The sequence below is a fragment of the Aquabacter sp. genome (assembly GCF_965279295.1).
Classification (GTDB): domain Bacteria; phylum Pseudomonadota; class Alphaproteobacteria; order Rhizobiales; family Xanthobacteraceae; genus Aquabacter.
The window spans coordinates 123657-146215 of sequence record NZ_CBDIHQ010000018.1 but is presented as its reverse complement, the minus strand read 5'-3'; the positions used below and the strand labels follow the sequence as shown (position 1 = coordinate 146215).

Sequence of the window (22559 nt, the reverse complement as noted above, 5' to 3'; positions counted from 1 at the left end):
CTTTCTCCGTTGCTCGTCAGAATACGGTGCAGAGCACTTCGCCGCCGACATTCTTCTCGCGTGCATGGTGGTCGGCCATCACGCCCTGGGGCGTGGAGACGACTGCAATGCCGAGACCGTTGGCGACGCGGGGAAGGGCCTTCACCGAAGCGTAGACCCGGCGGCCGGGCTTGGACACGCGAGCAATCTCGCGAATCACGGGCTGGCCGTCGAAATACTTCAGCTCAATCTCGAACTCGGTCCGGCCATCGCCGGATTCGGTCGAGGTGTAGCCGCGGATGTAACCTTCATCACGAAGAACGTCGAGCAGGCTGGCGCGCAGGCGCGAACCGGGGGTCGACGTCTTGTCCTTGCGGCGCATCTGCGCGTTGCGGATACGGGTGATCAGGTCGCCGATGGGATCATTGATGGACATCGGGCCCTCCTCACCAGCTCGACTTCACGAGGCCCGGAACGAGCCCCTGCGAACCGAGTTCGCGCAGCGCGATACGGCTCATCTTCATCTTGCGATAGAACGCACGGGGACGTCCTGTCACTTCGCAACGGTTGCGCACCCGGATCCGAGCCGAGTTACGGGGCATCTCAGCGAGCTTGAGGGTTGCCGCAAAGCGCTCCTCGATCGGCAGCGTCTTGTCACTCACGATCTTCTTGAGACCCGTGCGCTTGCCCAAAAGCTGCTGAGACAGCTTCCGGCGACGCTCGTTTGTCTCGATCGCGCTTTTCTTCGCCATGTCCTGCTCCAGTTCTCCGCGTCTGAGGGGAAACCCCTCACAGCCGGAAAGCATTCCAAATCGCCAACGGCGGAATCCGCCGCTTCTACATCTTCACTGCCGAAAGGGGAAGTTGAAAGCCTTGAGCAGAGCCCGAGCCTCGTCATCCGTCTTTGCGGTGGTGCACACGATGATGTCCATGCCCCAGATCGCCTCGACCCGGTCATAGTTGATCTCGGGGAACACGATGTGCTCCTTGATGCCCATGGCGTAGTTGCCACGACCATCGAAGCTCTTCGGGTTCAGGCCACGGAAGTCCCGCACGCGGGGCAATGCCATGGTCACAAGCCGGTCAAGGAACTCGTACATGCGAACCTTGCGAAGGGTGACCTTCGCGCCAACCGGCTGGTTCTCGCGCAGCTTAAAGTTCGAGATCGCCTTGCGGGCCCGTGTCACAACCGGCTTCTGGCCGGCGATGAGCGCGAGATCCGCGGCAGCGGTCGTCACCTTCTTGGTATCGGCAGTGGCTTCGCCGACGCCCATGTTGATGACGATCTTATCGATGACCGGCACCTGCATGGGGTTCACGTAACCGAACTGCTCGATCATCTGCGCCCGCACGACCTCATCATAATGAGCGCGCAGACGCGGGGTGTAATTCGCCTCAGCCATCGATCCTCTCCCCGGAACGCTTGGCCACGCGGACCTTGGTCCCGTCTTCCAGCACCTGGAAACCGACGCGAGTCGGCTTGCCGTCCTTGGGATCGGCAACCGCGAGATTGGACAGTTGGATCGGGGCCTCCTTAGAGATGATCCCGCCTTCCTGGCTCGCGGACTGGCGCTGATGACGCTTCACGACGTTCACACCACGGACGAGCGCACGGCCCTCCGTCGGCATGACCTGGATGACCTCACCGGTGCGACCTTTGTCGCGGCCGATGAGCACGACAACTTTGTCGCCCTTCTTGATCTTCGCGGCCATCACAGCACCTCCGGTGCCAGCGAGATGATCTTCATGTGGTTCTTCGCGCGAAGTTCGCGCGGAACCGGTCCGAAGATGCGGGTTCCCACCGGCTCTTTCTGGTTGTTGATCAGCACGGCCGCATTGCGGTCGAAACGGATCACCGAACCGTCGACGCGGCGGATGTCCTTGGCCGTGCGAACCACGACCGCCTTCATCACGTCGCCCTTTTTAACGCGGCCGCGCGGAATCGCTTCCTTGATCGACACCACGATGATGTCGCCAACATGAGCGTATTTCCGCTTCGAGCCGCCCAGCACCTTGATGCACATGACGCGACGCGCACCGGAATTGTCCGCCACGTCGAGATTGGTCTGCATCTGGATCATGACGCACCTGCTCTCGTCATCCAGCGCCGCCGGCATGCCGGCATTGCCCGTTCAAACAAACCGTGCCCCGCTCATCGGGACACGGGCCTTCACTGCGACGCGGTCTCCATTCACCCGGTAGCCCGGGAGGCGGACCCAGCGTCGGAGCTTTCTCGTCAGACTTCGACGCGCTTCTCGCCCTGGACAACGATCCAGTTCTTCAGCTTAGAAAGCGGCCGATGCTCCTCGATCCACACCGTGTCACCCTGATGCCAGGCATTCGCCTCGTCATGAGCATGATACTTCTTGGACCGACGAACGGTCTTCTTCAGCAGCGGATGAGTGAAGCGACGCTCCACCCGGACCACAACCGTCTTGTCCTGCTTGTCGCTCACCACGACGCCTTGGAGCACGCGCTTCGGCATCGTTTCCTCACTTCGCCTTCGACGCGGCCACGCCGCGCTTGGTGGTCTGCACGGTCTTGATCCGCGCAATGTCACGGCGAATTTCCTTCGACCGCGACGTGTTTTCCAGCTGACCTGTCGCCTTCTGAAAGCGCAGGTTGAACTGTTCTTTTTTCAGCTTCAGCAGCTCATCGGCGAGCTGATCGGGGCTGAGGGCCCGAACGTCCTCGGCTTTCATGAGCCTCTCCTTACTCGGCGATGCGCTGAATGAAGCGCGTCTTGATGGGCAGCTTCGCCGCCGCGAGGGTCAACGCCTCGCGAGCGGTTTCGACGCTGACCCCGTCGATCTCGAACATGATGCGGCCAGGCTTCACCTTGGCCGCCCAATATTCAGGTGCACCCTTGCCCTTGCCCATGCGGACTTCGGTGGGCTTGGAGGTCACCGGAACGTCCGGGAATACGCGGATCCACACACGACCGGCACGCTTCATGTGACGGGTCAGCGCGCGGCGGGCGGCTTCGATCTGGCGCGCAGTCACCCGCTCGGGCTCCAGCGCCTTCAGGCCGAATTCGCCGAAATTGAGTTCCGTGCCGCCCTTCGCGGTACCGTGGATACGGCCCTTGAACTGCTTGCGGAATTTCGTGCGCTTGGGTTGCAGCATGGCTTATCGCCTTTCTTCTCTCTGGCCCGTCACGCCGCGTCGCGGCCGTGATCGCGATCACGGTGGTCGCGGTCGCCACGTTCACGGCGCGGGGGACGGCTGCTCGGGCCATCACCCTGTTCCATGCGCTTGTCCTGAGCCATGGGATCGTGCTCGAGGATTTCGCCCTTGAAGATCCACACCTTCACGCCGCACGTCCCGTAGGTCGTGAAAGCGGTGGCGGTGCCGTAATCGACGTCCGCACGCAGCGTGTGCAGCGGAACGCGACCTTCGCGGTACCATTCCAGGCGCGCGATTTCCGCTCCACCTAGACGGCCGGAGCAGTTGATGCGGATGCCCTCGGCGCCGAGACGCATGGCCGACTGAACGGCCCGCTTCATGGCGCGACGGAAAGCGACGCGACGCTCAAGCTGCTGCGCGATGGACTCGGCGACAAGGCGCGCGTCGACTTCCGGCTTGCGGATTTCGACGATGTTGATGAAGACTTCCGACTTGGTCATGTCGGCGACCTTCTTGCGCAGCTTGTCGATGTCCGCGCCCTTCTTGCCGATCACCACGCCCGGACGGGCGGAGTAGATCGTCACGCGGCACTTCTTGTGCGGACGCTCGATCACCACCTTGGACACAGCCGCCTGCTTGAGCTGCTTCATCAGCATCTCGCGGATCTTGATGTCCTCGTGGAGCAGCTTGCCGTATTCGCCCTTGTTGGCGAACCAGCGGCTGTCCCAGGTGCGGTTAATGCCGAGCCGAAGCCCGATCGGATTGACCTTCTGACCCATCAGGCCCGCTCCTCGACTTCCCGCACCACGATTGTGATGTGGGCGAAAGGCTTCTCGATGCGCGAGGCGCGACCACGCGCCCGCGGCGAGAACCGCTTCATGACAAGTCCCTTGCCCACATGCGCTTCGGCAACGATCAGGTCGTCGACGTCCAGCTCGTGGTTGTTCTCGGCGTTGGCGATCGCGCTCTCGAGGCACTTCTTCACGTCGCGGGCGATCCGCTTACGGGAGAATTCGAGATCTGCGAGAGCCGTTGCCACTTTCTTGCCGCGGATCAGACCCGCGACGAGATTGAGCTTCTGGGGCGAGATGCGCAGATTGCGCAGCACTGCCTTGGCTTCGTTGTCCGCTTCAGCGCGGGGCTTTGCCTGCTTACCCATGACCGATCACCGACGCTTCGACTTTTTGTCGGCCGCATGCCCGTAGTAGGTACGGGTCGGCGCGAACTCGCCGAACTTGTGGCCAACCATGTCTTCAGACACATGCACAGGCACATGCTTCTGACCGTTATAAACGCCGAAATTGAGGCCCACGAACTGGGGCAGGATCGTGGAGCGGCGGCTCCAGATCTTGATCGTTTCGCTGCGGCCCGAAGCGCGCGAGGTCTCTGCCTTCTTGAGCAGATAGCCGTCGACGAACGGGCCCTTCCAAATCGCTCTTGACATCAGTCAGGCCCTCACTTCTTCCGCTTGTGGCGACTGGTGACAATGAACTTGTCGGTCGCCTTGTTGTTGCGGGTCTTCTTGCCCTTCGTGGGGAAGCCCCACGGGGTGACGGGATGACGGCCACCCGAGGTGCGGCCTTCGCCGCCGCCGTGCGGATGATCGACCGGGTTCATGGTCACGCCGCGGTTATGCGGCTTGCGGCCCAGCCACCGGCTGCGCCCCGCCTTGCCCAGCGACGTGTTCATGTGGTCGGGGTTCGAAACCGCTCCCACCGTCGCGTAGCAGGCGCCGTGCACCAGACGCTGCTCGCCCGAATTCAGACGAACGATCACATAGCCCTGGTCGCGGCCGACGATCTGCGCGTAAGCGCCGGCGGAACGAGCGATCTGGCCGCCCTTTCCGATCTTCATCTCGACGTTGTGGACGATCGTGCCCACCGGCAGGCTGGAGAGAGGACCGGCATTGCCGGGCTTCACGTCCACTGCGTCACCGGCGATCACGCTGTCGCCAACCGCCAGGCGCTGCGGCGCCAGGATGTAGGCAAGCTCGCCGTCCTGATACTTGATCAGGGCGATGAAGGCCGACCGGTTCGGATCATATTCGATCCGATCCACCACCGCCGACACATCGCGCTTGGAGCGCTTGAAGTCGACGAGGCGGTAGGTCTGCTTGTGACCGCCGCCGCGGAAGCGGACGGTGATCCGGCCATTATTGTTGCGGCCGCCCGACGAGCTTTTGCCCTCGGTCAGCGTCTTTACCGGCTTGCCTTTGTACAGGCCGGAGCGGTCCACGATCACGAGCTGGCGGAGGCTCGGCGTGACCGGCTTGAAATGCTTCAGCGCCATGGTCTTGCTCCCGTCCCTCTGCTCACAGGCCCGTGGTGATGTCGATGGTTTGACCCGGCTCAAGGGTCACAACCGCCTTCTTCACGTCGGACTGGACGCCTTTACGGCCTTTGAAGATCTTCACCTTGCCCTTGCGGAGCAGGGTGTTGACACTCTTCACCTTCACGTCGAACAGCCGTTCCACTGCCTCTTTGATCTGAGGCTTGGTGGCGGTGCGGGCGACGTTGAAGACGACCTTGTTGAATTCGCTCTGCGCCGTCGCCTTTTCGGTGATGACGGGCGAAATGATCACGTCGTAATGACGCGGTTCGATATTGGGCTGCGGGCTCATTTGAAGCGCGCCTCCAGCGCATCCAGTGCGGCCCGGGTCAGCACCAGGGTGTCGCGACGCAGGATGTCATAGACGTTGATGCCCTGGATCGGAAGCACATCCACGTAAGCCAGGTTGCGCGCCGCCAGAGCGACGTTGGCCTCGACTTCCGCGCCGTCCACGATCAGCACCGACGCCCATCCGAGCTTGGCGAACTGGTCCTTGAGGGCCTTGGTCTTCGGATCGTTCAGCGACACCTTGTCGAGAACGACGATCTTTTCCGCCTTCGCCTTGGACGAAAGCGCATGCTTCAGCGCCAGGGCGCGCACCTTCTTCGGCAGGTCGATGGCATGCGAACGCACCACCGGGCCGAAGGCGCGGCCGCCGCCACGGAACTGCGGCGCAGACGCCGCGCCGTGACGCGCATTACCGGTGCCCTTTTGCTTATAGAGCTTCTTGGACGTGCGGTTGATTTCCGAACGGCCCTTGGTGCGGTGCGTACCGGCCTGGCGGCGCGAAAGCTGCCAGGTCACGCAACGGTGCAGGATGTCAGCACGCGGCTCGAGACCGAAGATCTCGTCCGAGAGCGTGACCGAACCGACGTCGGTTCCTTCGAGCGTCTTGACGGCGATTTCCATCACGCGCCCTCCCCGTTCGTCGCTTCAGCCTGCACCTCGGCCGCGCCGCCGTTGCCGTCGCGCAGCTTGAACGCGCCGGGCTTGGGGGCTTCGGTGGGCAGGCGCTTCTTAACAGCGTCACGCACCGTGATCCATCCGCCGGCGGAACCGGGAACAGCACCCTCGACCGCGATCAGCCCGCGCTCGACGTCCGTCATCACCACCTTGAGATTCTGGGTGGTGACGGTGACGTCGCCCATGTGTCCCGGCATCTTCTTGTTCTTGAAGGTCTTGCCTGGATCCTGGCGACCACCGGTAGAACCGATGGAGCGGTGGGAGACCGACACGCCGTGAGAGGCGCGCAGACCACCGAAATTGTGCCGCTTCATACCGCCGGCAAAACCCTTGCCGATGGTGGTGCCGGTCACGTCCACGAACTGACCGACCACGAAATGGTCGGCAGTGATCTCGGCCCCGACGGGGATGAGATCCACCTCTTCCACGCGGAACTCAGCAAGCTTGCGCTTGGGCTCCACCTCGGCGACGGCGAAGTGTCCGCGCTCGGCGCGGGTCACGTTCTTTGGCTTGCGCCGGCCAGCTCCGAGCTGGACCGCAACATAGCCGTTCTTATCGAGCGTACGGTGGGCAACCACCTGGCAGCTCTCAACTTTCAGCACAGTGACCGGGACATGTTCACCTGCATCCGTAAAGATGCGGGTCATGCCGACCTTCTGGGCGATGACGCCTGACCGCATGGTCGTGTCTCCTCGCCTCACGTTCAGAGCTTGATTTCGACGTCGACGCCGGCGGCGAGGTCGAGCTTCATCAGCGCGTCCACCGTCTGGGGCGTCGGATCGACGATATCGAGCAACCGCTTGTGAGTACGCATCTCAAACTGCTCGCGCGACTTCTTATCGATGTGCGGAGAACGATTGACCGTGAACTTCTCAATCCGGGTCGGCAGCGGGATCGGTCCGCGCACCTGGGCGCCAGTGCGCTTGGCCGTGGCGACGATCTCGCGCGTCGACGCGTCGAGAATGCGGTGATCGAACGCCTTAAGGCGGATCCGAATGTTTTGGCCGTTCATGGCTCTGTTGCTCCAACAAAAAGAGGCGCGCGGGCGGCCCACGCGCCCCGTTTCATTTATTCATTCACTCGATGATGGATGCGACGACGCCTGCACCGACGGTGCGGCCGCCTTCACGGATGGCGAAGCGGAGCTTCTCCTCCATGGCGATCGGCACGATCAGCGCCACGTCCATCGACACGTTGTCTCCGGGCATCACCATTTCGGTGCCCTCGGGCAGCGTGCAGATGCCGGTCACGTCCGTTGTCCGGAAGTAGAACTGGGGACGGTAGTTGGTGAAGAACGGCGTATGACGGCCGCCTTCTTCCTTGGTCAGGATGTAGGCTTCGGCCTTGAACTTGGTGTGTGGCTTCACCGTACCCGGCTTGCACACGACCTGGCCGCGTTCCACGTCCTCGCGCTTGGTGCCGCGCAGCAGCACGCCGACGTTATCGCCGGCCTGGCCCTGGTCGAGCAGCTTGCGGAACATTTCCACGCCGGTGACGGTGGTCTTCACTGTCGGGCGGATGCCGACGATTTCGACTTCTTCACCCACCTTGACGATGCCGCGCTCGACGCGGCCGGTCACCACGGTGCCGCGGCCCGAGATCGAGAACACGTCTTCGATCGGCATCAGGAACGGCAGGTCGATCGGCCGCTCGGGCTGCGGGATGTAGGCGTCGACCGCTTCCATCAGCTTCAGCACGGCGTCGTGGCCGAGTTCCGGGGACTTGTTCTCGAGCGCCATCAGCGCCGAGCCGTGGATGATCGGGATATCGTCGCCCGGGAAGTCGTACTTGGAGAGCAGCTCGCGCACTTCCATTTCGACCAGTTCGAGCAGTTCCGGATCGTCGACCATGTCGCACTTGTTCAGGAACACCACCAGCGCGGGCACGCCGACCTGGCGGGCCAGCAGGATGTGCTCGCGGGTCTGCGGCATCGGGCCGTCGGCCGCCGAAACCACCAGGATCGCGCCGTCCATCTGCGCCGCGCCGGTGATCATGTTCTTCACATAATCCGCGTGGCCTGGGCAGTCGACGTGGGCGTAGTGGCGGTTCTTGGTCTCGTATTCGACGTGCGCCGTCGAGATCGTGATGCCACGCGCCTTCTCTTCAGGCGCCTTGTCGATCTGGTCATACGCCGTGAACGTCGCCCCACCGGACTCCGCAAGGACCTTCGTGATCGCAGCCGTCAAAGACGTCTTGCCATGGTCGACGTGACCAATCGTCCCGATGTTGCAGTGCGGCTTGTTGCGTTCAAATTTTGCTTTGCCCATGGGACTCTCCGTTGGGTCTCGCTGGCAGGAATACCATTTACGGGTTCAGGCGGGGGCTCAGGCGTATTTCGCCTGAACCTCCTGAGCGACGTTCGACGGCACCTGCTCGTAGTGATCGAACTGCATTGTGAAGGTTGCGCGGCCCTGGCTGAATGAGCGCAGGGTGTTCACGTAACCGAACATGTTGGCCAGCGGCACCATCGCATTGATGACGTTCGCATTGCCGCGCATGTCCTGGCCCTGGATCTGGCCGCGCCGGGAATTCAGGTCGCCGATGACGGAGCCGGTATAGTCTTCCGGGGTCACCACTTCGACCTTCATGATCGGCTCCAGCAGAACCGGACCGCCCTTTTGCAGCGCCTCGCGGAAGGCGGCGCGGGAGGCGATTTCGAACGCGAGGGCGGACGAGTCCACCTCGTGGTAGGCGCCGTCGGTCAGGGTGACCTTGACGTCCACCACCGGGAAGCCGGCGAGAACGCCAGCACCCAGAACGCTTTCGAGACCCTTGTTGACGCCGGGGATATATTCCTTCGGCACCGCGCCGCCAACGACGGCGCTTTCAAAGGCGAAGCCCTTACCGACTTCATTCGGCTCGACCGTGAACTTCACCCGAGCGAACTGACCGGTACCACCGGTCTGCTTCTTATGGGTGTAGTCGATGTCGGTCTTCTTCGTGATGGTCTCGCGATAGGCGACCTGAGGGGCGCCGATGTTCGCGTCGACCTTGTATGTGCGCCGCAGGATGTCGACCTTGATGTCGAGGTGCAGTTCGCCCATCCCCTTGAGGATGGTCTGGCCGCTTTCGAAATCGGTCGACACGCGGAAGGACGGATCCTCGGCGGCGAGCTTCGCGAGAGCGATGCCCAGCCGTTCCTGGTCCGCCTTGGACTTCGGCTCGATCGCGATCTCGATGACCGGCTCGGGGAATTCCATCTTCTCAAGGATGACCGGCTTGACGGTGTCGCACAGGGTATCGCCGGTGCGCACGTCCTTCAGGCCAGCCAGGGCGACGATGTCGCCGGCATAGGCTTCCTTGATATCTTCCCGGTTGTTGGCATGCATCAGCAGCATCCGGCCGACGCGCTCACGCTTGTCGCGGGTGGAGTTGAGCAGGCCCATGCCGGTCTCGATGACGCCAGAATACAGGCGGCAGAACGTGATGGTGCCGACGAAGGGGTCGTCCATGATCTTGAACGCGAGCAGCGAAAGCGGCTCGGAGTCCAGGGGAAGACGAACGGTGTCTTCTTCGGTCTTGAAGTCGATACCCTTGATCGCGCCGCGATCCACCGGGCTCGGCAGATACGCAACCACCGCATCAAGAAGCGGCTGCACACCCTTGTTCTTAAAGGCAGAACCGCAGAACACGGGGTTGAACTTGCGGGTCACGACGGCCTTACGGATCAGCTTCTTCAGCGTCTCTTCGTCAGGCTCGTTGCCGTCCAGGTAGTTGGACAGCGCATCGTCGTCGAGTTCGACAGCCGCTTCGATCAGCTTGCCGCGATACTCGATCGCCTGGTCGAGCAGCTCGGCCGGGATGTCTTCGTCGTGATACTTCGCGCCGAGAGCTTCGTCTTCCCAAACGACCGCCTTCATGCGGACCAGGTCGATGATACCCTTGAAATTGTTCTCGGAGCCGATCGGAAGCTGCACGCACACCGGGTTGCCGGCGACGCGATCCTCGATCATTTCCACGCAGCGGAAGAAGTCCGCGCCGGTCTTGTCCATCTTATTGACGAACACGATACGCGGCACGTTGTACTTGTCCGCCTGGCGCCACACCGTCTCGGTCTGGGGCTCGACGCCCTGGTTGCCGTCGAGCACGCACACCGCACCGTCGAGCACACGCAGCGAACGCTCGACTTCGATGGTAAAGTCGACGTGCCCTGGGGTGTCGATGATGTTCAGACGCTTGCCGTCCCAAAAGGCGGTCGTCGCAGCAGAGGTGATCGTGATGCCACGCTCCTGCTCCTGCGTCATCCAATCCATGGTGGCAGCGCCATCATGGACTTCGCCGATCTTATGGCTCTTGCCGGTGTAGTAGAGAATGCGCTCGGTGGTCGTGGTCTTGCCGGCATCAATGTGCGCCATGATGCCGAAATTACGGTAGTCTTCGATGGCGTGAATGCGGGCCATAGCTCAGTCCTTCCCGATCACCAGCGATAATGCGAGAAGGCGCGGTTGGCTTCCGCCATCCGGTGCGTGTCTTCACGCTTCTTCACGGCATTGCCACGGTTGTTGGCAGCATCGAGCAGCTCGCCAGACAGGCGCTCCACCATGGTCTTTTCGTTGCGAGCGCGGGCCGAAGCGATCAGCCAGCGGATGGCAAGCGTCTGACGACGCTCGGTGCGCACCTCGACGGGGACCTGGTAGGTCGCGCCGCCGACGCGGCGGGAACGCACTTCCACGGCGGGAGCAACGTTCTCGAGCGCCTGGATGAACACTTCCACCGGATCGTGCTTGGCCTTGGACTCGACGGTGTCGAGCGCGCCGTAAACGATGTTTTCAGCCACCGACTTCTTTCCGTCACGCATGACGGAGTTCATGAAGCGGCTGAGGGTGAGGTTGCCGTACTTGGCGTCCGGAATGACTTCGCGGCGCTCGGCTTTATGACGACGTGACATAGCTCAGAGCTCCCTGATCACTTCGGACGCTTCGCGCCGTACTTCGAACGGCGCTGCTTGCGGTTCTTGACGCCCTGGGTATCCAGCACGCCGCGGAGAATGTGATAACGCACGCCGGGAAGATCCTTCACGCGGCCGCCACGGATCATCACCACGGAATGTTCTTGAAGGTTGTGACCTTCACCGGGGATGTAACCGATCACTTCGTAGCTGTTGGTCAGCCGCACCTTGGCAACCTTACGAAGCGCCGAGTTGGGCTTCTTGGGGGTCGTGGTGTACACGCGGGTGCAAACACCGCGCTTCTGCGGGCTCGACTGAAGAGCAGGAGCCTTGTCCCGCGCCTTCTGCGCTTCCCGTGGCTTCCGGATCAGCTGGTTGATCGTCGGCATACGCCTTCGCCTCGTCCTGACCTGCGACTTGCGTCGCATTCTTGAATTTATGCGGCCCGAAAGGACCGCCGCTCACTGACGGCTCAAGGCCGCCACGAAACAGTATTTACGCCGAAGGGGAAAACCCCATCGGCGTGCCAGGAACGGTCGGGCACAGAGCATTGCCAAAGCAACGCAAGCGCCTCGTTCGCGACAGAGGATCACGCCACTTTGCTTCTTACGAAGCCAGCACCGCGATCATGCACCCTTATCTAAGTGTGCTGTTCCTGGCAGCGTTTCGGCGTTCCGATCGGGGCGCCCATGTCTGGGAGTGCCGCACCGATCCTTGGAAGTGCCAATCGCTTACCGCGAAAGTAGGCGGCTTCTAACCGGAGAGTCGGTTTGCGTCAAGGCCCGCCAAGCGCGGCCCGTTGAAAATACCGGATCTCACGGCTTAAACCGCCCAAAAGGCCGTCTAGGGCTCACTTATAGCATGACCACGCGGTCCGGCACCTCGTTCTTGTCACCCACTTTACTTGGCATTGGCATCGCCAGCAGTTCGCCGGAAAGGGCGACTCCGGCGATGATTCCCTCGACCAGACCGCCCTGCCCGGCCTTTTCGGCCACGGAATCGCAGATTTTCTGCCAGGCCTTTGCGCCGAGCAGTTCGTGAATGCCGGTATCCGCCACCACCTCCACCAGTCGGTCCGCTGGCGCCACAAGAACCAGGATGCCGGTCCTGTGCTCGGTCTGGTGCAGGCCGTGGGCCAGGAACACATGACGCGCCAAGGCATTGGCCGCGATTTTCTTCTCCCGCCGGGGAATCAGCCGGCGCGCCACGGCGGGAATCGTGAAGATCGCGCACAGAATCAGAAACGTCGCCGCCTGCACCGCCAGCAAACGCGCCGTAGGGACAGGCGCGAAGGCCAACACGCCCCACGGCACCATTAGGGCGATCAGCGCCGCCCAGAGGGCAATATGGTGGCTATGCCCCACCAGGGGCGCTGTCGTGACCGCCACCCTGATCTCCGCCGAGGTCTTATCCTCGGCCAGGGCGATCGCTTCAGCGATGCGGGCGTGATCCTCAGGGCTCAAAGTCAAATTCTCAGCCATCACCACCCCCCGGACGCGCCGCCGCCGCCAGACGAGCCCCCTCCCCCGGAAAAGCCACCCCCGCCGGAGCTTCCCCCGCTCCAACCGCCGCCGCCCGAGGTGGGAAAGAACACCGCCCCGCCGCGACGTCCGCCACGGCCGCCGCCGCGATAGATCAGGAAGAGGAAGATCAGCAGCATCACGACGAAGATGATGAACTGCACCCCCTCGCCGTCGTCGTCCTGCGCTTCCAGAGCCTTGGCACGCTGGCGCGCCTCCTCCGGGTCGAGATTGAGAATCTCGAGCACCGCGTCCGCGCCCTTGACGATCCCGCCGGCCATGTCGCCGGCCTTGAAGGCGGGAACGATGGCGGTCTGGATGATGGTGCTGGAGACGGCGTCCGTGATGATGCCTTCGAGGCCGTAGCCGACCTCGATGCGCACCTTGCGCTCGTTCGGCGCCACCAGAAGCAGGACGCCATTGTTCTTCTTGGCCTGGCCGAGCTTCCAATAGCGAAACAGGCGGTTAGCATAATCCTCGATCGAGGTGTCCTGGAGCGAGGGCACCGTCGCCACCACGAACTGGTCCGTCGCCTTGACCTCCTGGTCGGCGAGCTTCTTGTCGAGCGCCACCAGGGTCTGCCAGTTCAGCACATGGGCAGCGTCCACCACCCGGCCGCTGAGCGGCGGGAAGGTCAGCTCCGCCAGCGCGGGCACAGCCAGCACCAGCAGGAGCAAAACGCCTGCCCAGCCCCATCCCGCGCGTCCCCGTGAGGGGAACCGGCGGCGAGGCGGCAAGAAGGGAACCGGCATGCCGCGCATTCCCTTAGTTGAACTTGACCTTCGGCACCTGCATCTGCTGCTCGGAGATGGTGAAGGTCTCCATCGGCTTCGATGCGCGATAGAGCGTCGCCGCCCAGAGCGATCCGGGGAAGGTCCGCAGCTCGGTATTATAGAGACGCACCGCCTCGATATAATCGCGTCGCGCCACGGCGATGCGGTTCTCGGTGCCCTCGATCTGCGATTGCAGCGCCAGGAAGTTCTGGTTCGACTTTAGGTCGGGATATGCCTCCGCCACCGCGATCAGGCGGCCCAGCGCCCCGGACAGCTGCGACTGGCTGTCCTGGAACTGCTTGAACTGCGCCGGGTCCGTGATGGTCGAGGCATCGACCCGGATCGAGGTCGCCTTGGCGCGGGCCTCCACCACCTGGGTGAGCACATCCTTCTCCTGCTGGGCGAAGCCCTTCACCGTCTCCACCAGATTGGGGATCAGGTCGGAGCGGCGCTGATACTGGTTCAGCACCTCGCTCCAGGCTGCCTTGGCGCGTTCTTCCTCGGTCGGGATGTTGTTGACGCCGCAGCCGGCCAGAAAGACCGACACCAGCACCATGAGGGCAGGAATTTTCAACCGGTGAGCGGCGGGACTGAGGGCCAGCATATCGGAGCCTTCCTAACCACGAAATTGATGTGATGATCCGGGGCGGTCATGCGGCGCGTGCCGCCGCTCCCCCGATCCGCGTAGAGCTACTTCGTCTTGCCGAGAAAGCCGGGCAAATCTTGGGCTTCATCCAGCTTAGCCAGTTCAAGTGCCAGCCCCTCCGCAAGTTCCAGGCTGGTCTCGATAAGCCTACGGCTCATGAAGGTCCGGAAATACTCCCCCCACATGAATTCCTTGAACGGCGTATCGTCCTTGTCCTGAAATGCCTTGCCGCGCACGCCACGGGCGAGCGTGCGCCAGGGATTGTCGGTGAGGTCGCGCACATGGCTGGGGATGCGCGCATAGGGCCGGCGGTTGCCGTCGGCATCGATAGGCCAGCACATGCCGGCGCGATCCATGGCGGGCCAGAACTCCTGGCTGTCCATATGCGACCAGTCGATGGTGCGCGACACGTCCTGGATGACACTGGCGCGGCCGCAGGCCAGCAGCGCGCGGCAGAGATGGTGGTGGTCGATCATATAGAGACGGCCCTTGGGGCCGATGACGCACGGCACGGGGCGGTCACGGATGAAGTCATCCAGATCCCGCTTCTTCATGTCCGCCATGCGCGCGGCCCGGCGCACCACTTCCAGCATGCCCAGGGTCAATTGGGTGGGATGCAGATCGGCGATGTCGACTTCGCGCTTTGCCATTTCCACCTTTCAGGGTGAACGGGCGGCGCCGTGGCGCAGCCCGCAATCTCGTGTCGGAGGTCGTCGCCGCGGAGCGGATCAGCCCGGAGAGATCATGTTTTCCGGGCGCACCACGGCGTCGAACTCCTCGTTGGTGACGTAACCGCCGCCGACCGCTTCCTCGCGCAGCGTGGTGCCGTTCTTGTGCGCGGTCTTGGCGATCTTGGCCGCATTGTCATAGCCGATGCTCGGTGCCAACGCCGTGACAAGCATCAAGGACCGCTCCAGCGCTGCCTTGATGTTGTCCTCGCGCGGCTCGATGCCGAGCACGCAGTGCTCGGTGAAGCTCACCGCCGCATCCGACATCAGCCGCACCGACTGAAGGAAATTATAGGCCATCACCGGATTGTAGACGTTCAGCTCGAAATGCCCCTGGCTGCCGGCGAAGGTCAGCGCGGCATTGTTGCCGAAAATCTGCACGCACACCTGGGTGAGCGCCTCGCACTGGGTCGGGTTCACCTTGCCCGGCATGATGGAGGAGCCGGGCTCGTTTTCCGGCAGCGCCAGTTCACCAAGGCCGGAACGCGGGCCGGAGCCCAGGAAGCGGATGTCGTTGGCGATCTTGAACAGCGAAGCCGCCACCGTGTTGATGGCGCCGTGCGAGAACACCATGGCGTCGTGCGCCGCCAGCGCCTCGAACTTGTTGGGCGCCGTGGTGAACGGCAGCTTGGTGATGGCCGCGATGTGCTCCGCAACCTGCTCGGCGAAGCCGACCGGCGCATTGAGGCCGGTGCCGACCGCCGTGCCGCCCTGGGCCAGCTGCATCAGCGCGGGCAGCGTGGATTCGATCCGCTGGATGCCGTGCTCCACCTGGGCGGTGTAGCCCGAGAATTCCTGGCCGAGCGTCAGCGGGGTCGCATCCTGGGTATGGGTGCGGCCGATCTTGATGATGCCCTTCCACTTCTCGGCCTTGTCGTTCAGCGCGTTGCGCAGCGTCTGAAGCGCCGGCAGCAGGCGATGCACGATTTCTTCCGCGCAGGCGACATGCATCGCGGTGGGATAGGTGTCGTTGGACGACTGGCTCATGTTGACATGATCGTTGGGATGAACCGGCTTCTTGGAGCCCATCACCCCGCCCGAGATCTCGATCGCCCGGTTCGAGATCACTTCATTGGCATTCATGTTGGACTGGGTGCCGGACCCGGTCTGCCACACAACCAATGGGAAATGATCGTCGAGCTTGCCCTCGATCACCTCGTTGGCGGCCTGCACGATGGCGGCGCCGATCTTCGGATCGAGCCGGCCGAGGGCCACATTGGTCTCTGCGGCGGCGCGCTTGACGATGCCGAGGGCCCGCACGACGGGAAGCGGCTGGCGCTCCCAACCGATTTTGAAGTTGCCGTAGGACCGCTGCGCCTGCGCCCCCCAATAACGGTCCGCGGGGACTTCGATGGGGCCGAACGTATCTGTTTCCGTGCGTGTCGCAGTCATCTGGCTCGCCTCTCCAGGGTTCCCGAATGGGTCTGGCTTCTAAAACGCCTCGGCGCCGGAGGGAAGCGGAACCGCGATCCACCCGCGCGCCAACGTAAAATAGTTAGTCGGAGGTAGCAGAAGATGGCTCGACCGGCTCACACTTGCCATAGCTTCGCCCATGATTGCAGGCTTACTGCGTCAGTCCATATGTCGAAGTCGGGGGTCAGGTCCTTGGGGGGGCCGCGAGGCACTGGAAAGTCCGGTTTGGTTTTGGGGAAAGCCAGCCGTTTGTAGAGGTCTGAAGTGGGCGAGATCGTCAACCTCCGCCGCGTGCGGAAATCCATCAAGCGGACGCAGGCCGAGGCGGAAGCCGAGGCCAACCGCGCCAAGTTCGGCCGCACGAAAGCAGAGCGGCAAAATGAGGCGGCGCAGCAGCGCCTGCTGGGTGAAAAGCTTGACGGTCACCTGCTCACGAAGAGGGAACAAACATGAAAAGCCCCGTGGTGAAGAGATCGATCGTTATCGCCGGCCACAAGACCAGCGTCAGCCTTGAGGATGCGTTTTGGGACGCGCTGAAGGAGATCGCTGCGAGCCGCAGGTTGACCTTGTCTGACCTCGTGGCGACCATCGACTCGTCGCGCAGTCAGGGAAATCTGTCTTCGGCGATCCGCCTGTTCGTTCTCGATCACTATCGCGCGCACGGCGGTGCCGGTCGCGCGCAGGGGTCCAGTGAGCGAACCGGGGCCGGAGCTACCGTTGCGTAATCTGAGACGCTTCCCTATCTGAATGTCATTGCCAGGCACGCGCTACGTTGAAACGTGACGCGTGCCTTTCTATAACCCGCTGCCTCCGTTGCTCAGCGCGCTGTCTTTTGACGGCCGCGCCGGGCCCCTGGATGGGGCGGAGAACAAGATACGCGGACCGCTGCCTATGCGGCGCTCCGACGGGAGACGGCGGATGTCGTGGAAGAATCAGAGTGGAGGCCCGTGGGGGAGCGGCGGCGGCGGCGGCGGCGGACCGCGCGGCCCCTGGGGATCGGGACCTTCCTCCTCAGGTCCAACACCACCGGATATCGAGGATCTGATCCGGCGCAGCCAGGACCGGCTGCGCAACCTGCTGCCCGGCTCCATGGGCGTGAAGGGCGTCATCCTCCTGGTCGCGCTGGTCGTGGCGGGATGGCTGCTCTCCGGCTTCTATCGTGTCGAGCCTGACGAGCAGGGCGTGGTGCTGCGGTTCGGCAAGTTCGTCCAGGTGACCCAGCCCGGCCTCAACTACCACCTGCCCTATCCGATCGAGACCGTGCTGACCCCCAAGGTCACGCGCGTCAATCGCATCGACATCGGCATGCGCATCACCGACGACCCGCGCCGCGGCAGTGCCGTGCTGCGCGATGTGCCCGAGGAAAGCCTGATGCTCACCGGCGACGAGAACATCGTCGACGTGGACTTCGCGGTGTTCTGGGTCATCAACAATGCAGAACACTTCCTGTTCAACGTCCAGAACCCGGAAGGCACCATCAAGGCGGTGGCGGAAAGCGCCATGCGCGAGGTGATCGGCCGCACCAACATCCAGCCGATCCTCACCGGCGCCCGCCAGGGCATCGAAACCGGCGTGCACGATCTGATGCAGCGCACCCTGGACAGCTACGGCGCCGGCGTGCGCATCACCCAGCTCCAGTTGCAGAAGGTCGACCCGCCCCAGCAGGTCATCGATTCCTTCCGCGACGTGCAGGCGGCCCGCGCGGACGCCGAGCGTGCGCAGAACGAGGCCCAGACCTACGCCAACCGGGTTCTGCCCGAGGCGCGCGGCGAAGCCTCCCGCATCGACAACGCGGCGCAGGCCTATCGTGAACGCACCGTGGTGGAAGCCCGTGGACAGGCGGCGCGCTTCATCCTGATCTACGATCAATATGCGAAGGCGAAGGACGTGACCCGCCAGCGGATGTATTTCGAGACCATGGAACGTGTGCTCGGACCGATGGAAAAGGTCCTGATCGACCAAAGCTCGGCCGCGCGCACGGGCGGCGGCGGCGTCATTCCCTTCCTGCCGCTCGGCGAGCTTGGCCGCCGAACCCCGACACCACCGGCCCCCTCCACACAGGGCGGACCTAGCCAGGGAGCGGCCCGATGAGATCGTCTTTCCTCGGCGGCCTCATCACGGTCGTCATCATCGTGGTGCTGGTGGGGCTCTACTCCTCGGCATTCACCGTCAGCCAGACCCAGCAGGCGCTGGTGCTGCGGCTCGGCAGCCCGCTGCCGCCCATCACCACGCCCGGACTGCATTGGAAAATGCCGTTCATCGACAACGTGGTCTATATCGACAATCGCATCCTCGACCTGGAAAACCCCCAGCAGGAAGTGATTGCCTCGGACCAGAAGCGCTTGGTGGTGGATGCGTTCGCGCGCTATCGCATCTCGAACCCGCTGAAGTTCTACCAGTCGGTCGGCACCATCGAGGCCGCCAACTCGCGGCTCGCCACCGTCCTAAATTCGGCTTTGCGCCGGGTTTTGGGCGAGAGCACCTTCATCAGCGTGGTGCGCGACGAGCGTGAAACGCTCATGGGGCGGATCAACGAGCAGGTGAACCGCGAAGCCGCCAATTTCGGCATCACGGTGGTCGACGTGCGCATCCGCCGGGCCGACCTGCCGGAGGCGAACAGCCAGGCGGTGTTCCAGCGCATGCAGACGGAACGCCAGCGTGAAGCGGGCGAGATTCGCGCGCAGGGTGCGGAAGCGGCGCAGCGCACCCGCGCCAGGGCAGAGCGTGAAGCGACCATCGTGGTCGCGGAAGCGAACTCCAAGGGCGAGGAACTGCGCGGTGCGGGCGATTCCGAGCGAATCCAGATCTTCGCCGAAGCCTATAGCCGCGACCTCGACTTCTTCGCCTTCTATCGCTCGATGCAGGCGTTCGAGAACAGCTTGAAGTCGAACGACACACGCCTGGTCATCAGCCCCGATTCGACGTCCTTCTTCCGCTATTTTGCGGATCCGATGGGCGGCGCCGCGGCGGCTACGGCCCCAACCGCGCCTGCTCCCGAGCCGGCGCGCTAGGACAAGGCCGAACCCCATGCGGGACCTTCTGGCGGCGATCGGACTCGTGCTGGTGCTCGAAGGGCTCGTCCTGGCCGCTTTCCCCGGCGCCTGGCGCAGCGCCATAAAGGCTGTGCTCAAGGCGCCGGAGATGCCGCTGAGGATCAGCGGCCTCCTGGTGGGGATTGTTGGCGTGATTGTGGTTTGGCTCGTGCGAAGGTGATGGGGCACACTCGCGTGTGTCCCGTTTTCGCCCCATTGGCGGGCGAGGCATGGTTGCATTGGTGTGCGGCGGCGCCCGCAGGGTCCGTGCGCCGCATTTAGCTCCGCGAGGAAAGCTCATGTCTGCTGGAAGCCGCCTGTTGTCCGTGCCGGCCCTCGCGCTCGCATTGAGCCTGAGCGCGGTCACCGCGTTCGCACCGGGGTTCACACCGGCCTTGGCCGCATCCGCCAAAGGCCCGGACACGGTCGCCGACACGGCGGCGGTGGTGATGGATGCGGTGGTCAACATCTCCACCTCGCAGAATGTGGCGGCGGCGCGCAGCGTTCCCGCCCCCCAGCTTCCGCCCGGCTCGCCGTTTGAGGAATTCTTCGATGAATTCTTCAAGAAGAAGCAGCAAGAGGACGGCGCCGACAAGGATGGCGGCGCGAGCCGCTCGCGGAAGGTCTCTTCACTCGGCTCCGGCTTCGTGATCGACCCCTCGGGCCTGATCGTCACCAACAACCACGTCATCGCCGACGCGGACGAGATCTACGCCAATTTCAACGACGGCACGAAGCTGAAGGCCGAACTGGTCGGCAGGGACGCCAAGACCGATCTCGCGCTGCTGCGCGTCAAGCCGGACAAGCCGCTCACCGCCGTGAAGTTCGGAAATTCCGACCAGTTGCGCGTCGGCGACTGGGTGATGGCCATCGGCAACCCGTTCGGCCTCGGCGGCACGCTGACGGTGGGCGTGGTTTCCGCCCGCAACCGGAACATCAATTCCGGCCCCTATGACAATTTCATCCAGACCGATGCCGCCATCAATCGCGGCAATTCCGGCGGCCCGCTGTTCAACATGAACGGCGAGGTCATCGGCATCAACACCGCCATCATCTCCCCCTCGGGCGGCTCCATCGGCATCGGTTTCGCCGTCCCCTCCTCCACCGCCGCGCCGATCCTGGCGCAGTTGCAGGAGTTCAAGGAAGTGCGGCGCGGCTGGATCGGCGTGCGCATCCAGCCGGTCACCGACGAGATCGCCGAGAGCCTGGGCCTCGGCAAGGCGCGCGGCGCCCTGGTCGGCGGCGTCAGCGACGGCGGGCCTGCGGCGAAAGCCGAGATCAAGGCCGGCGACGTGGTGGTGAAGTTCGACGGCAAGGACGTGAAGGAAATGCGCGACCTGCCGCGCATCGTCGCCGACACCCAGGTCGGGAAAGAAGTCGACGTGGTCGTGATCCGCAAGGGCAAGGAAGAGAGCCTGCGCATCACCATCGCCCGCATGCCGGAAGACGAGAAGCAGGCAGCGGCCGCCGATCCCAAGCCCGACGCGGCGCCGAAGGCCACCACCCAGCGCTCGCTCGGCCTCGAACTCTCCGGCATCACCGACGACCTGCGCAAACGCTTCAAGCTGAAGGACAGCGTGAAGGGCGTCGTCATCGTCAATGTCGACCGCAATTCTCCCGCCGCCGACAAGGGCCTCAAGCCGGGATACGTCGTGGTCGAGGTCGGCCAGGAGGCCGTGATGAGCCCCACCGACGTGCAGCGTCGCGTCGAGGCGCTGAAGAAGGACGGCAAGAAATCCGCTCTGCTGCTGATTTCCGACCCCGACGGCCAAGTCCAGTTCGCCGCCATCCCGCTGAACTGAAGCCCCTCCCTCACCCAATAGACTGCTCCCTCCCCCCTTGAGGGGGAGGGTTGGGGTGGGGGGTATGGCGCCGCCAGGACCACCCTCGCCTGAGCAGATGGAAAGATACCCCCCACCCTGCCCTCCCCCTCAAGGGGGGAGGGTCGCCAGCGGAAGGTGTGTGGGGGTTAAGACCTGCCGTTCGAGACGCTCGAAGCCCGAAAGCGCCCGCGCGATCTCGTCCACGGTATAGCACTGCATGTAGAGCAGCACGGTCAGGTCTGCCTGCCCCCTCCCAACCCTCCCCCGCAAGCGGGAGAGGGCTTTTGGGCCGTTTCGGGCTGATGGTGTGCGCTCCCCTGGATCCGCCCGAAATCCCCTCTCCCGCTTGCGGGGGAGGGTTAGGGAGGGGGCTTTCGGGGACGGTCCGGAGCTATCCAGGACCTCAGAAAGCCCCCCTCACCCCCGCGCGATCTCATCCACGGTATAGCCCTGCATGTAGAGCAGCGCGGTGAGGTCGGAATGGTCGATCCGCACATGGGCGGCTTCCGCGACCTTGGGCTTGGCGTGGTAGGCGACGCCGATGCCGGCTTCGGACAGCATGCCGAGATCGTTCGCCCCATCGCCCACCGCCATGGTCTCGGAGGGCGAGAGGCGCAGGCGGTCGCGGTAGGCGATCAGTGCCGCGGTCTTGGCGTCGCGGCCGAGGATCGGCTCCTGGACCAGGCCGGCAAAGCCGCCGTCCTCGATCAGCAGCACGTTCGCCCGGTTCTCGTCGAACCCGATGCGCGCGGCCACCGGATTGGTAAACAGCGTGAAGCCGCCCGAGACCAGGACCGTGTAGGCGCCGTGCGCCTTCATGGTGGCAACCAGCTCGGTGCCGCCCGGCATCAGGGTGATGCGATCGCGCAGCACCTCTTCCACCACGCCCACCGAAAGCCCCTTCAGCAGCGCGACGCGCTCGCGCAGCGCCGGCTCGAAGGCGATCTCGCCGCGCATGGCGCGCTCGGTGATGGCGGCGACATGCTCCTTGATGCCGATCATGTCGGCGAGTTCGTCGATGCACTCCTGGCCGATCATGGTGGAATCCATGTCCGCCACGAACAGGCGCTTGCGTCGGTCGGCGGCGAGTTGCACTGCAACATCCACCGGCGCGCCCTTCAGGGCGGCGCGCACGGCGGCGGCAAGTTCGCGCGGCTCGGCGCCGAGCGGCGGGTCGAAGGGAATGTCCACGGCCACCTCGGGCGCAAGCACATGCCCCTCCCCCGCCGCCGGCAAAACGGCGCGTGCCGCCGCGACCATCTCACGCTTGAGCAGCGCGTCGGCGGGATTTGAGATAAGGGTCGCGACGTAGACCATGGAGAACATCCCGATGAGGACGG

The 22559-nt window shown here is 63.8% G+C and carries 32 protein-coding genes; 6 read left to right on the top strand and 26 right to left on the bottom strand.

Annotation, left to right across the window (positions count from 1 at the left end):
• Positions 1–16: 16 nt before the first annotated feature.
• From rpsH to fumC, 25 genes are all read right to left on the bottom strand, one after another.
• Positions 17–415 carry a 30S ribosomal protein S8 gene (rpsH, locus tag ADADO0_RS18550; protein WP_511306687.1) on the bottom strand — a complete coding sequence of 133 codons (399 nt, stop codon included), beginning with the start codon at positions 413–415 and terminating at the stop codon, positions 17–19.
• A gap of 10 nt (positions 416–425) precedes the next feature.
• Positions 426–731 carry a 30S ribosomal protein S14 gene (gene rpsN / locus ADADO0_RS18545; RefSeq protein WP_511306686.1) on the bottom strand — a complete coding sequence of 102 codons (306 nt, stop codon included), beginning with the start codon at positions 729–731 and terminating at the stop codon, positions 426–428.
• A gap of 93 nt (positions 732–824) precedes the next feature.
• A complete protein-coding gene (gene rplE, locus ADADO0_RS18540; RefSeq protein ID WP_511306685.1) occupies positions 825–1382 on the bottom strand; it encodes a 50S ribosomal protein L5 in 558 nt (185 codons plus the stop codon).
• Positions 1375–1692 carry a 50S ribosomal protein L24 gene (rplX, locus tag ADADO0_RS18535; RefSeq protein WP_511306684.1) on the bottom strand — a complete coding sequence of 106 codons (318 nt, stop codon included), beginning with the start codon at positions 1690–1692 and terminating at the stop codon, positions 1375–1377. The genes rplE and rplX overlap by 8 nt, the downstream gene beginning before the upstream one ends.
• Complete coding sequence (gene rplN / locus ADADO0_RS18530) at positions 1692–2060, bottom strand: 50S ribosomal protein L14 (protein ID WP_511306683.1); 369 nt, start codon at positions 2058–2060, stop codon at positions 1692–1694. The genes rplX and rplN overlap by 1 nt, the downstream gene beginning before the upstream one ends.
• Positions 2061–2215: 155 nt before the next feature.
• Positions 2216–2464 (bottom strand): 30S ribosomal protein S17, encoded by a 249-nt coding sequence (gene rpsQ / locus ADADO0_RS18525; protein WP_511306682.1) that lies wholly within the window; start codon positions 2462–2464, stop codon positions 2216–2218.
• A 7-nt stretch (positions 2465–2471) separates the two neighbouring features.
• Complete coding sequence (gene rpmC / locus ADADO0_RS18520; protein ID WP_511306681.1) at positions 2472–2681, bottom strand: 50S ribosomal protein L29; 210 nt, start codon at positions 2679–2681, stop codon at positions 2472–2474.
• 10 nt (positions 2682–2691) lie between these two features.
• Complete coding sequence (rplP, locus tag ADADO0_RS18515) at positions 2692–3105, bottom strand: 50S ribosomal protein L16 (protein WP_511306680.1); 414 nt, start codon at positions 3103–3105, stop codon at positions 2692–2694.
• A gap of 29 nt (positions 3106–3134) precedes the next feature.
• The gene (gene rpsC, locus ADADO0_RS18510) at positions 3135–3884 is read right to left on the bottom strand and encodes a 30S ribosomal protein S3 (protein WP_511306679.1); all 750 of its coding nucleotides are present in this window, start codon (positions 3882–3884) and stop codon (positions 3135–3137) included.
• On the bottom strand, positions 3884–4264 hold the full coding sequence (rplV, locus tag ADADO0_RS18505) for a 50S ribosomal protein L22 (RefSeq protein WP_511306678.1): 381 nt from the start codon (positions 4262–4264) through the stop codon (positions 3884–3886). Before rplV ends, rpsC begins: the two co-directional genes overlap by 1 nt.
• A gap of 6 nt (positions 4265–4270) precedes the next feature.
• The gene (gene rpsS / locus ADADO0_RS18500) at positions 4271–4549 is read right to left on the bottom strand and encodes a 30S ribosomal protein S19 (RefSeq protein WP_511306677.1); all 279 of its coding nucleotides are present in this window, start codon (positions 4547–4549) and stop codon (positions 4271–4273) included.
• 11 nt (positions 4550–4560) lie between these two features.
• On the bottom strand, positions 4561–5394 hold the full coding sequence (gene rplB / locus ADADO0_RS18495) for a 50S ribosomal protein L2 (RefSeq protein WP_511306676.1): 834 nt from the start codon (positions 5392–5394) through the stop codon (positions 4561–4563).
• Positions 5395–5416: 22 nt separating this feature from the next.
• Complete coding sequence (locus ADADO0_RS18490; protein WP_511306675.1) at positions 5417–5725, bottom strand: 50S ribosomal protein L23; 309 nt, start codon at positions 5723–5725, stop codon at positions 5417–5419.
• The gene (gene rplD / locus ADADO0_RS18485) at positions 5722–6342 is read right to left on the bottom strand and encodes a 50S ribosomal protein L4 (protein ID WP_511306674.1); all 621 of its coding nucleotides are present in this window, start codon (positions 6340–6342) and stop codon (positions 5722–5724) included. The genes ADADO0_RS18490 and rplD overlap by 4 nt, the downstream gene beginning before the upstream one ends.
• A complete protein-coding gene (gene rplC / locus ADADO0_RS18480) occupies positions 6342–7076 on the bottom strand; it encodes a 50S ribosomal protein L3 (RefSeq protein WP_511306673.1) in 735 nt (244 codons plus the stop codon). The genes rplD and rplC overlap by 1 nt, the downstream gene beginning before the upstream one ends.
• Positions 7077–7099: 23 nt before the next feature.
• Entirely contained in the window at positions 7100–7408 is a 309-nt protein-coding gene (rpsJ, locus tag ADADO0_RS18475; protein ID WP_012113701.1) for a 30S ribosomal protein S10, read from the bottom strand.
• A gap of 64 nt (positions 7409–7472) precedes the next feature.
• A complete protein-coding gene (gene tuf / locus ADADO0_RS18470) occupies positions 7473–8663 on the bottom strand; it encodes an elongation factor Tu (protein ID WP_511305691.1) in 1191 nt (396 codons plus the stop codon).
• Positions 8664–8720: 57 nt separating this feature from the next.
• Positions 8721–10796, bottom strand: a complete 2076-nt coding sequence (fusA, locus tag ADADO0_RS18465) for an elongation factor G (protein WP_511306672.1) — start codon at positions 10794–10796, stop codon at positions 8721–8723.
• 17 nt (positions 10797–10813) lie between these two features.
• Positions 10814–11284, bottom strand: coding sequence for a 30S ribosomal protein S7 (gene rpsG, locus ADADO0_RS18460; RefSeq protein WP_511306671.1), 471 nt, complete (start codon positions 11282–11284; stop codon positions 10814–10816).
• A gap of 17 nt (positions 11285–11301) precedes the next feature.
• Positions 11302–11673, bottom strand: a complete 372-nt coding sequence (gene rpsL, locus ADADO0_RS18455) for a 30S ribosomal protein S12 (RefSeq protein ID WP_012171083.1) — start codon at positions 11671–11673, stop codon at positions 11302–11304.
• Between the two features lie 465 nt (positions 11674–12138).
• A complete protein-coding gene (locus ADADO0_RS18450) occupies positions 12139–12765 on the bottom strand; it encodes a TPM domain-containing protein (protein ID WP_511306670.1) in 627 nt (208 codons plus the stop codon).
• Positions 12765–13556, bottom strand: coding sequence for a TPM domain-containing protein (locus tag ADADO0_RS18445; protein WP_511306669.1), 792 nt, complete (start codon positions 13554–13556; stop codon positions 12765–12767). The genes ADADO0_RS18450 and ADADO0_RS18445 overlap by 1 nt, the downstream gene beginning before the upstream one ends.
• A gap of 13 nt (positions 13557–13569) precedes the next feature.
• Positions 13570–14181, bottom strand: coding sequence for a LemA family protein (locus ADADO0_RS18440; RefSeq protein ID WP_511306668.1), 612 nt, complete (start codon positions 14179–14181; stop codon positions 13570–13572).
• An 86-nt stretch (positions 14182–14267) separates the two neighbouring features.
• The gene (locus ADADO0_RS18435) at positions 14268–14873 is read right to left on the bottom strand and encodes a ParB-like protein (protein ID WP_511306667.1); all 606 of its coding nucleotides are present in this window, start codon (positions 14871–14873) and stop codon (positions 14268–14270) included.
• A gap of 78 nt (positions 14874–14951) precedes the next feature.
• A complete protein-coding gene (gene fumC / locus ADADO0_RS18430; protein WP_511306666.1) occupies positions 14952–16343 on the bottom strand; it encodes a class II fumarate hydratase in 1392 nt (463 codons plus the stop codon).
• Between the two features lie 285 nt (positions 16344–16628).
• Here fumC and ADADO0_RS18425 point away from each other — a divergent pair, with 285 nt between their 5' ends.
• The 6 genes from ADADO0_RS18425 to ADADO0_RS18400 all read left to right on the top strand — a co-directional run bounded on the left by ADADO0_RS18425 (position 16629) and on the right by ADADO0_RS18400 (position 21198).
• Positions 16629–16817 carry a DUF4169 family protein gene (locus ADADO0_RS18425; protein ID WP_511306665.1) on the top strand — a complete coding sequence of 63 codons (189 nt, stop codon included), beginning with the start codon at positions 16629–16631 and terminating at the stop codon, positions 16815–16817.
• Complete coding sequence (locus ADADO0_RS18420) at positions 16814–17089, top strand: ribbon-helix-helix domain-containing protein (RefSeq protein ID WP_511306664.1); 276 nt, start codon at positions 16814–16816, stop codon at positions 17087–17089. The genes ADADO0_RS18425 and ADADO0_RS18420 overlap by 4 nt, the downstream gene beginning before the upstream one ends.
• Positions 17090–17282: 193 nt before the next feature.
• Positions 17283–18455, top strand: coding sequence for an FtsH protease activity modulator HflK (gene hflK, locus ADADO0_RS18415; RefSeq protein WP_511306663.1), 1173 nt, complete (start codon positions 17283–17285; stop codon positions 18453–18455).
• The gene (gene hflC / locus ADADO0_RS18410) at positions 18452–19375 is read left to right on the top strand and encodes a protease modulator HflC (protein WP_511306662.1); all 924 of its coding nucleotides are present in this window, start codon (positions 18452–18454) and stop codon (positions 19373–19375) included. Before hflK ends, hflC begins: the two co-directional genes overlap by 4 nt.
• A 16-nt stretch (positions 19376–19391) precedes the next feature.
• On the top strand, positions 19392–19577 hold the full coding sequence (locus ADADO0_RS18405; protein ID WP_511306661.1) for a DUF2065 family protein: 186 nt from the start codon (positions 19392–19394) through the stop codon (positions 19575–19577).
• Between the two features lie 118 nt (positions 19578–19695).
• Positions 19696–21198: a Do family serine endopeptidase gene (locus ADADO0_RS18400; RefSeq protein WP_511306660.1), complete on the top strand. Its 1503-nt coding sequence runs from the start codon at positions 19696–19698 to the stop codon at positions 21196–21198.
• A 438-nt stretch (positions 21199–21636) separates the two neighbouring features.
• Here ADADO0_RS18400 and serB read toward each other — a convergent pair whose 3' ends face one another.
• The gene (gene serB, locus ADADO0_RS18395; protein ID WP_511306659.1) at positions 21637–22536 is read right to left on the bottom strand and encodes a phosphoserine phosphatase SerB; all 900 of its coding nucleotides are present in this window, start codon (positions 22534–22536) and stop codon (positions 21637–21639) included.
• Positions 22537–22559: the final 23 nt, after the last annotated feature.

Bases quoted from the DNA above. Each gene is read 5' to 3' on its own strand.
- rplV (WP_511306678.1), bottom strand. From the start codon at position 4,264: ATGGGTAAGCAGGCAAAGCCCCGCGCTGAAGCGGACAACGAAGCCAAG.
- hflC (WP_511306662.1), top strand. From the start codon at position 18,452: ATGAGATCGTCTTTCCTCGGCGGCCTCATCACGGTCGTCATCATCGTG.
- rpsG (WP_511306671.1), bottom strand. From the start codon at position 11,284: ATGTCACGTCGTCATAAAGCCGAGCGCCGCGAAGTCATTCCGGACGCC.
- rplX (WP_511306684.1), bottom strand. From the start codon at position 1,692: ATGGCCGCGAAGATCAAGAAGGGCGACAAAGTTGTCGTGCTCATCGGC.
- tuf (WP_511305691.1), bottom strand. From the start codon at position 8,663: ATGGGCAAAGCAAAATTTGAACGCAACAAGCCGCACTGCAACATCGGG.
- ADADO0_RS18405 (WP_511306661.1), top strand. From the start codon at position 19,392: ATGCGGGACCTTCTGGCGGCGATCGGACTCGTGCTGGTGCTCGAAGGG.
- rpsL (WP_012171083.1), bottom strand. From the start codon at position 11,673: ATGCCGACGATCAACCAGCTGATCCGGAAGCCACGGGAAGCGCAGAAG.
- ADADO0_RS18490 (WP_511306675.1), bottom strand. From the start codon at position 5,725: ATGAGCCCGCAGCCCAATATCGAACCGCGTCATTACGACGTGATCATT.
- serB (WP_511306659.1), bottom strand. From the start codon at position 22,536: ATGGTCTACGTCGCGACCCTTATCTCAAATCCCGCCGACGCGCTGCTC.
- ADADO0_RS18450 (WP_511306670.1), bottom strand. From the start codon at position 12,765: ATGGCTGAGAATTTGACTTTGAGCCCTGAGGATCACGCCCGCATCGCT.
- rpsQ (WP_511306682.1), bottom strand. From the start codon at position 2,464: ATGCCGAAGCGCGTGCTCCAAGGCGTCGTGGTGAGCGACAAGCAGGAC.
- ADADO0_RS18435 (WP_511306667.1), bottom strand. From the start codon at position 14,873: ATGGCAAAGCGCGAAGTCGACATCGCCGATCTGCATCCCACCCAATTG.
- ADADO0_RS18400 (WP_511306660.1), top strand. From the start codon at position 19,696: ATGTCTGCTGGAAGCCGCCTGTTGTCCGTGCCGGCCCTCGCGCTCGCA.
- rplD (WP_511306674.1), bottom strand. From the start codon at position 6,342: ATGGAAATCGCCGTCAAGACGCTCGAAGGAACCGACGTCGGTTCGGTC.
- rpsC (WP_511306679.1), bottom strand. From the start codon at position 3,884: ATGGGTCAGAAGGTCAATCCGATCGGGCTTCGGCTCGGCATTAACCGC.
- rplE (WP_511306685.1), bottom strand. From the start codon at position 1,382: ATGGCTGAGGCGAATTACACCCCGCGTCTGCGCGCTCATTATGATGAG.
- rplC (WP_511306673.1), bottom strand. From the start codon at position 7,076: ATGCGGTCAGGCGTCATCGCCCAGAAGGTCGGCATGACCCGCATCTTT.
- hflK (WP_511306663.1), top strand. From the start codon at position 17,283: ATGTCGTGGAAGAATCAGAGTGGAGGCCCGTGGGGGAGCGGCGGCGGC.
- rpsS (WP_511306677.1), bottom strand. From the start codon at position 4,549: ATGTCAAGAGCGATTTGGAAGGGCCCGTTCGTCGACGGCTATCTGCTC.
- rpsN (WP_511306686.1), bottom strand. From the start codon at position 731: ATGGCGAAGAAAAGCGCGATCGAGACAAACGAGCGTCGCCGGAAGCTG.
- ADADO0_RS18445 (WP_511306669.1), bottom strand. From the start codon at position 13,556: ATGCCGGTTCCCTTCTTGCCGCCTCGCCGCCGGTTCCCCTCACGGGGA.
- rplN (WP_511306683.1), bottom strand. From the start codon at position 2,060: ATGATCCAGATGCAGACCAATCTCGACGTGGCGGACAATTCCGGTGCG.
- ADADO0_RS18420 (WP_511306664.1), top strand. From the start codon at position 16,814: ATGAAAAGCCCCGTGGTGAAGAGATCGATCGTTATCGCCGGCCACAAG.
- rpsH (WP_511306687.1), bottom strand. From the start codon at position 415: ATGTCCATCAATGATCCCATCGGCGACCTGATCACCCGTATCCGCAAC.
- rplP (WP_511306680.1), bottom strand. From the start codon at position 3,105: ATGCTGCAACCCAAGCGCACGAAATTCCGCAAGCAGTTCAAGGGCCGT.
- rplB (WP_511306676.1), bottom strand. From the start codon at position 5,394: ATGGCGCTGAAGCATTTCAAGCCGGTCACGCCGAGCCTCCGCCAGCTC.
- ADADO0_RS18440 (WP_511306668.1), bottom strand. From the start codon at position 14,181: ATGCTGGCCCTCAGTCCCGCCGCTCACCGGTTGAAAATTCCTGCCCTC.
- fumC (WP_511306666.1), bottom strand. From the start codon at position 16,343: ATGACTGCGACACGCACGGAAACAGATACGTTCGGCCCCATCGAAGTC.
- rpmC (WP_511306681.1), bottom strand. From the start codon at position 2,681: ATGAAAGCCGAGGACGTTCGGGCCCTCAGCCCCGATCAGCTCGCCGAT.
- rpsJ (WP_012113701.1), bottom strand. From the start codon at position 7,408: ATGAACGGCCAAAACATTCGGATCCGCCTTAAGGCGTTCGATCACCGC.
- fusA (WP_511306672.1), bottom strand. From the start codon at position 10,796: ATGGCCCGCATTCACGCCATCGAAGACTACCGTAATTTCGGCATCATG.